The 6000-nt window shown below is 67.7% G+C and carries 5 protein-coding genes; 1 reads left to right on the top strand and 4 read right to left on the bottom strand.

Features of this window, described 5'->3' with window-relative positions; all coding sequences use genetic code 11:
• Window positions 1-457: 457 nt before the first annotated feature.
• From clpB to def, 4 genes are all read right to left on the bottom strand, one after another.
• Window positions 458-3040: an ATP-dependent chaperone ClpB gene (gene clpB / locus ACYQ7X_RS06190; RefSeq protein ID WP_459696010.1), complete on the bottom strand. Its 2583-nt coding sequence runs from the start codon at window positions 3038-3040 to the stop codon at window positions 458-460.
• A 101-nt stretch (window positions 3041-3141) separates the two neighbouring features.
• Window positions 3142-4197 (bottom strand): transglutaminase family protein, encoded by a 1056-nt coding sequence (locus ACYQ7X_RS06185; protein WP_459696009.1) that lies wholly within the window; start codon window positions 4195-4197, stop codon window positions 3142-3144.
• Window positions 4198-4205: 8 nt separating this feature from the next.
• Window positions 4206-4871 (bottom strand): COQ9 family protein, encoded by a 666-nt coding sequence (locus ACYQ7X_RS06180; RefSeq protein WP_459696008.1) that lies wholly within the window; start codon window positions 4869-4871, stop codon window positions 4206-4208.
• Window positions 4872-4873: 2 nt separating this feature from the next.
• Window positions 4874-5422 (bottom strand): peptide deformylase, encoded by a 549-nt coding sequence (def, locus tag ACYQ7X_RS06175; protein ID WP_459696007.1) that lies wholly within the window; start codon window positions 5420-5422, stop codon window positions 4874-4876.
• Between the two features lie 141 nt (window positions 5423-5563).
• On the opposite strand from def, the gene rpsU reads away from it, so the two are divergent.
• On the top strand, window positions 5564-5767 hold the full coding sequence (gene rpsU, locus ACYQ7X_RS06170) for a 30S ribosomal protein S21 (RefSeq protein WP_141459012.1): 204 nt from the start codon (window positions 5564-5566) through the stop codon (window positions 5765-5767).
• Window positions 5768-6000 lie beyond the last annotated feature (233 nt).

Raw genomic sequence — 6000 nt, 5'->3', positions numbered from 1 at the left:
ACAAGCAAACCCGCCAGGCCTAAACCCAGCAGACAGCGCCACCAACATATCCCTTCCATCCAGATACAATTGTCAAAGATCAAAGACGAGACTGGAAAGTTTTCAGACCGGCGTTTCCGCCGTAAAAACCGTGCCTCGTCGGTGGACGGCCTTCTAAGCGCCCCCGCCGCCCCTGTCAACGCTCAAAATGTCAGAGCGGTGACAGCCCATTGGGCCGTGATTTCCCAAAGACTTCAGCGTCTTGCCTGCCTTCCGCCGCCACAGCACCGCTGACGGAGCCTGGAACGCCACCACGCATGCAGCCTATGCACAAATGTGCAGACGGCCACGGCCGACCCGCTCGCCTGACCGGAAACGTGGCGCGCCCGCAAATCTTTGAAGATCACAACTCAGGCTTGGCTGAACCCTGCCGATCAGGGGCCGCCGCCGGAGAGGCGCCGGCCCCTGGGCGGGAAGATTACGCGGCTTCTGCCAGCCGGCCGTTGATGATCAGCCCCTCGCGGCCGGCTGAAACCGCCACCCGCTCCCCATCGTGGATCGCGCCTTCCAGGATAAGCCCGGCGAGCGGGTTTTGCAGCGTCCGCTGGATCACCCGCTTCAGCGGCCGAGCGCCATAGACCGGATCGTAGCCTTCCGCGGCCAGCCATTCGAGGGCTGCGGCATCGAGCTCGAGCGTAATCTTGCGATCCGCCAGCAGCGCGCGCAGGCGTGTGAGCTGGATTTGCACGATCGAGGCCATCTCCGCCCGCTGCAGGCGCTGGAACAGGATCACCTCATCCAGACGGTTGAGGAATTCGGGCCGGAAATGCGCCCGCACGATCGTCATCACCTGGCCCTGCACCATGGCGGGCGTTTCCCCCTCCGGCTGAGCGGCGAGGATCTCGCTGCCGAGGTTGCTCGTCAGCACGATGATCGTATTGCGGAAATCGACCGTGCGCCCCTGGCCGTCGGTCAGCCGCCCGTCATCCAGCACCTGCAGCAGGATGTTGAAGACATCCTCATGCGCTTTCTCGACCTCATCGAAGAGGATCACCTGGTAGGGCCGCCGCCGCACCGCCTCCGTCAGCACCCCACCCTCATCGTAGCCGACATAGCCGGGCGGCGCGCCGATGAGGCGGGAGACGGCATGCTTCTCCATGAACTCGCTCATATCGACGCGGAGCAGCGCCCTTTCGTCATCGAAGAGGAAGGCCGCGAGCGCCTTGGTGAGTTCCGTCTTGCCGACACCAGTGGGGCCGAGGAAGAGGAAGCTGCCGATCGGCCGGTTCGGATCCTGCAAGCCCGCCCGTGCCCGCCGCACGGCGTTGGAGACGGCGCGGAGCGCATCCTCCTGCCCGACGACCCGCCGGCGCAGTTCGTCCTCCATGCGCAGAAGCTTGGCGCGCTCGCCTTCCAGCATGCGATCGACCGGCACGCCGGTCCACCGGCTGACGACGGAGGCGATCTGCTCCTCAGTCACCGCTTCATTGACCAGCCGCCCATCCGACTGGCTCTCGGCGATCTGGCGTTCGAGCCCGGGGATGACGCCGTAGAGCAGCTCCGAGGCACGGCCGAGATCGCCCCGCCGCTGCGCCATCTCGACTTCGCTGCGCGCCTGGTCGAGCTTTTCCTTGAGCTTCTGGGCCCCCGCCAGCCGGTCCTTCTCGTTGCTCCAGGCGGTGGTCAGCGCGTCCGACTTTTCCTGTAGCTCGGAGACCTCGCGCTCCAGCTTCTCCAGCCGCTCCCGCGAGGCTGCATCCTCCTCCCGCCGCAGCGCCTCCCGCTCGATCTTGAGCTGGAGTAGCCGGCGGTCCAATTCGTCGAGCTCCTCGGGCTTGCTATCCACCTGCATGCGTAGGCGGCTCGCCGCCTCGTCCACGAGGTCGATCGCCTTGTCGGGCAGAAAGCGGTCCGCGATATAGCGATTGGAGAGCGTCGCGGCGGCGACCAGCGCGCCATCCGAGATGCGCACGCCATGGTGCAGCTCGTATTTCTCCTTGATGCCCCGGAGGATCGAGATTGTATCTTCAACCGAAGGTTCGCCCACGAAGACCGGCTGGAAGCGCCGGGCCAGCGCCGCGTCCTTCTCGACATGCTTGCGGTATTCGTCGAGCGTCGTGGCCCCGATGCAGTGCAGCGTGCCGCGGGCGAGTTCAGGCTTGAGGAGGTTCGAGGCATCCATCGCGCCATCGGCCTTGCCGGCGCCGACGAGGGTGTGCATCTCGTCGATGAAGAGCACGACCTCACCCTGCGCCGCCTCGATCTCCTGCAGCACGGCCTTCAGCCGCTCCTCGAACTCGCCGCGATACTTGGCGCCCGCGACCATGGCGCCGAGATCGAGCGCCAGCAGCTTCTTGTTCTTGAGCGCCTCCGGCACGTCGCCATTGACGATGCGCAAGGCCAGACCCTCGACGATCGCGGTCTTGCCGACGCCAGGCTCGCCGATCAGCACCGGGTTGTTCTTGGTGCGGCGGGCCAGCACCTGAATCGTCCGGCGGATCTCCTCATCCCGCCCGATCACCGGATCGAGCTTGCCGGAGCGGGCCTGCTCGGTCACGTCGCGGGCGTATTTCTTGAGCGCGTCGAAGGTCGATTCCGCGCCGGCGCTCGTCACCCGGCGGCCTTTGCGCATCTCGGTCACCGCCCGGTCGAGCGCCTGGGCGTTCGCCCCGGCCTCGCGCAGCGCACGCCCGGCGACGCCCTCGGCCGCCGCGAGGGCGACCAGCAGGCGGTCCTGCGCGACGTAATCATCCCCCGCGCGTTCGGCCGCCTGCTGCGCGGCATCGAGCACGCGCACCAGATCGGGGGTGATCTGCGGCTGGCCGGCGCCGCCGCCCTGCACTTTCGGGATGCGGGCGATGTCGAGATCGACGGCCCGCTTGGCGGCCTGGGCATCGCCGCCGGCGGCACGGATGAGGCCGGAGGCCGCGCCCTCCGGATCGTCCAGCATCGCCTTCAGCAGATGCTCGGCCCCGATGCGCTGGTGGAATTCGCGGATGGCGATGGTCTGCGCGGCTTGCAGGAAGCCGCGGGAACGTTCGGTGAGTTTTTCGATATCCATGGGCTTGTCCCTTTCGATCGAGGCGACGACGGCACGCTCTGCCCCTCAGGAGGCGACAGGCGCGGTTTACGCCAGGAAGGTAGGAACTGCCTTGCGCTACCTCAAGGGGCTGTGATCTCGGCGAGCGCGGAATTCCGCCGCTCGGCCTCGGCGCGGCGCAGCCGCTCCGCGCCCTCCGCATCAGCGTCGCTCTCCACCTCCGCCTCTGCTTCCGCCGCCTCTGGAGCCGCCGGCGCCTCGTCCTCGCGCTCCGCGCTCTCTGCCGGCGCCTCCTCCCGCTCACCGACGATGACATCGACATTGACCGTCATTGCCAGGAAATCCTCCGGCTGGCCGATATAGCCGCCGGAGAGTGGCGTCGCCTGATGCGGCTCGCGCGCCATGCAGACGCGGATAAGGTTGCGCCCGGCGATCAGCCCGTTCGTCGGGTCATATTCCACCCAGCCGGCGCCCGGCAGGTAGATGGCGCACCAGGCATGGGTGGCGCCGCCGCCCACCATCGGATCGACGCTATCGACAAGCGCCGCATCATAGAGGTAGCCGGAGACGAAACGCGCCGCGAAGCCGAGGCTGCGCGCCGCCTCCATCATCAGCACCGCGAAATCCCGGCAGGCGCCGCGCCCGCTCGCCAGCGTCTCGAGCGGCGCATGGGTTCCCTTGGCCTCGCGCCCCTCATAGATGAAATCGGCCTTGATCGCCTCGGTCATGGCGATGAGCAGGTCGCGCGTCAGGGTCTGCCCGTCGCGGCGGAGGAAGCGGCGGGCCCAGGCCTCCACCTGGCGATCCGGATCGGCGTAATGCGGCTCGATCAGCCGGCTGAGATCGGGATATTCATCCCCCGCATAGCGGAAGGGGTAATGCTCGGCCGAGGGGTCGATCGGCATGCCCTCCTCGACCGGAAAATGCTCGAGATCGAGCGTCGAGACGATGCGCAGATGATCGGTGAGGCGCTCCGGCCAGTTGAGGAAGCAGACGGAGTTGCCGAACACGTCATGCGCCCAGCGGATGGTGGCGCCGCCCGGCAGGATGCCGAGCGTCGCGTCCAGCAGGCGCAGGTCATGGCTGTCACGCGGGCGCATCATCAGGCGATGCTCGGTCAACCTGACCGGCTCGGCATATTCGTAATCCGTCGTATGGATGATGCGGACGCGGGGCATGGGCGCGGTCAACCGGCGGCCGGGGCACTGGCCGCGGCGGCCGGCGGGCGAGCCAGTGGGCGGCGCGGCCCGCAGCCGCGGGAGAGGCGCGCGCGCAGCCGCCCGATGCGGCCAAGCCCGGCGAGGCGCCGCTCGAAGAAGGCGAGCGCCGCCTCCTCGCTCTCCTCCGGCCGGGCCAGCCAGAAGAGAAAGGTCGGCAAGAGGATCGCGGCCAGGCTGGCGCGCTTGGTGTACCAGCTGAGATCCTCGGCGGTATCGCCCGCCCCCTCCCAGATCGCATCGACGATGCGCGCCGTGATCCGCGCGGCGAGCACCGCCTGGCCTGGCCGCAAAAGCCAGCCGCAAGCCCGCCGCGCCGCCTCGCGATCGACCGCCAAGCTTCGCAAAAGCGCCGCGACCAGCGCGCGCACCCGCTTCGAGACGCGGTTTTCGCACGCCACCTGCGGCCCGGCGGCAGCCCGCGCGCGCTCCAGAGCGAGGGCGAAATAGGCCTCCACCATCTCCGGCGCGCCGCGCGGGAAATGAAACACCACCTCGCCCGCATCGCGCCCGGCTGCGACGAGGCCGGCCGCCAGCGCCCGCTCCGTCCAGCCGTAGCGGGGAACGAAGGGTAGCATGGCTTCCAGCGCCGCCCGCGTCTCGGCATCCATCGGTTGGTCCAGATCAGGCCGCATCGTCAGTCTCCCGCACCGGGCAGAGCCGGGGCAAAACGCGCCAGCTCCTCATTGAAGCCGATCAGCGAAAAATCCGTCATCCGCATGGGATAGAGGATGCCGTCGAGATGGTCACTTTCATGCTGCACCACAACGGCATGCAGCCCCCGCGCCTGACGATGGATCGCGCTGCCGTGACGATCCTTTCCCGTATAGGTGATGTGCGTGAAGCGGGGCACCGCCGCCTGCAGCCCCGGGATGGAGAGGCAGCCCTCCCAGCCGAGGCGCTGATCGGCACCGGCCTCGGCGAAAAGCTGCGGATTGATCACGGCCTGTGGCGGCAGCCCCGCCTCGCTCTCCTCCGCGCCCCGCTCCGCCGGCAGGTGAAAGACGAAAAGGCGAAGCGGAACATGCACTTGCGGCGCGGCGAGGCCAACCCCACCGGCATCGAGCATGGTCTCGATCATATCGTCGATGAGCCGCTGCACCTCGGGCGCGGTGGGGTCTTCCACCGGCTCGGCACGGCCGAGGAGGACAGGGTGGCCCATGCGGGCAATCTTGAGTATGGCCAATGGCAGCTCCGAGACGGCAGAAAAGGAAAGCGGTTGGACGGGCGGCGCGAACATGGTATAGGCCGCGCCTGTCCTGGGGCGGAGCGCGTTTTCCGCCCCTCTCTCATTATAGCAATTCCATCAGATGGAGCAGGCGGCCCGGTGCAGGTTCTCGTTCGCGACAACAATGTCGATCAGGCGCTCAAAGCGCTTAAGAAGAAGATGCAGCGCGAAGGTATTTTTCGCGAGATGAAGCTGCGTCGTCATTTCGAGAAGCCGTCCGAGCGGCGGGCCCGGGAGGCGGCGGAAGCGGTGCGCCGCGCCCGCAAGATGGAGCGCAAGCGCCTGGAGCGCGAAGGCTTCTAAGCGAGGCCCCCAGGCAGCCGGCCCCCGGTTTCGGCAGGCCCTTACCGACCAAGAACCCCTGCGGCCCGGTGCGCCGCAGGGGTTTTTTCGTGGCGCGAGCGGACGCCTTGCGCGGGGGCATCAACCCCTTCTTCGCGCCTGCACAAGAATGTGACGGGCGCCTCTCCGCGGCCTTTTTCCGCAACTTATCCGCCGGCGGCGGCAAATGAGGCAATAAAGGCATCGCGCCGCCC

The organism is Acidisoma sp. C75 (assembly GCF_054665095.1).
The sequence above is the reverse complement of the archived record's forward strand: the minus strand, read 5'-3'. Positions and strand labels throughout refer to the sequence as shown.

What these genes read in the sequence shown, in the direction of transcription:
- clpB (WP_459696010.1), bottom strand. Translation starts at nt 3,040, where the DNA reads ATGGATATCGAAAAACTCACCGAACGTTCCCGCGGCTTCCTGCAAGCC.
- ACYQ7X_RS06185 (WP_459696009.1), bottom strand. Translation starts at nt 4,197, where the DNA reads ATGCCCCGCGTCCGCATCATCCATACGACGGATTACGAATATGCCGAG.
- ACYQ7X_RS06180 (WP_459696008.1), bottom strand. Translation starts at nt 4,871, where the DNA reads ATGCGGCCTGATCTGGACCAACCGATGGATGCCGAGACGCGGGCGGCG.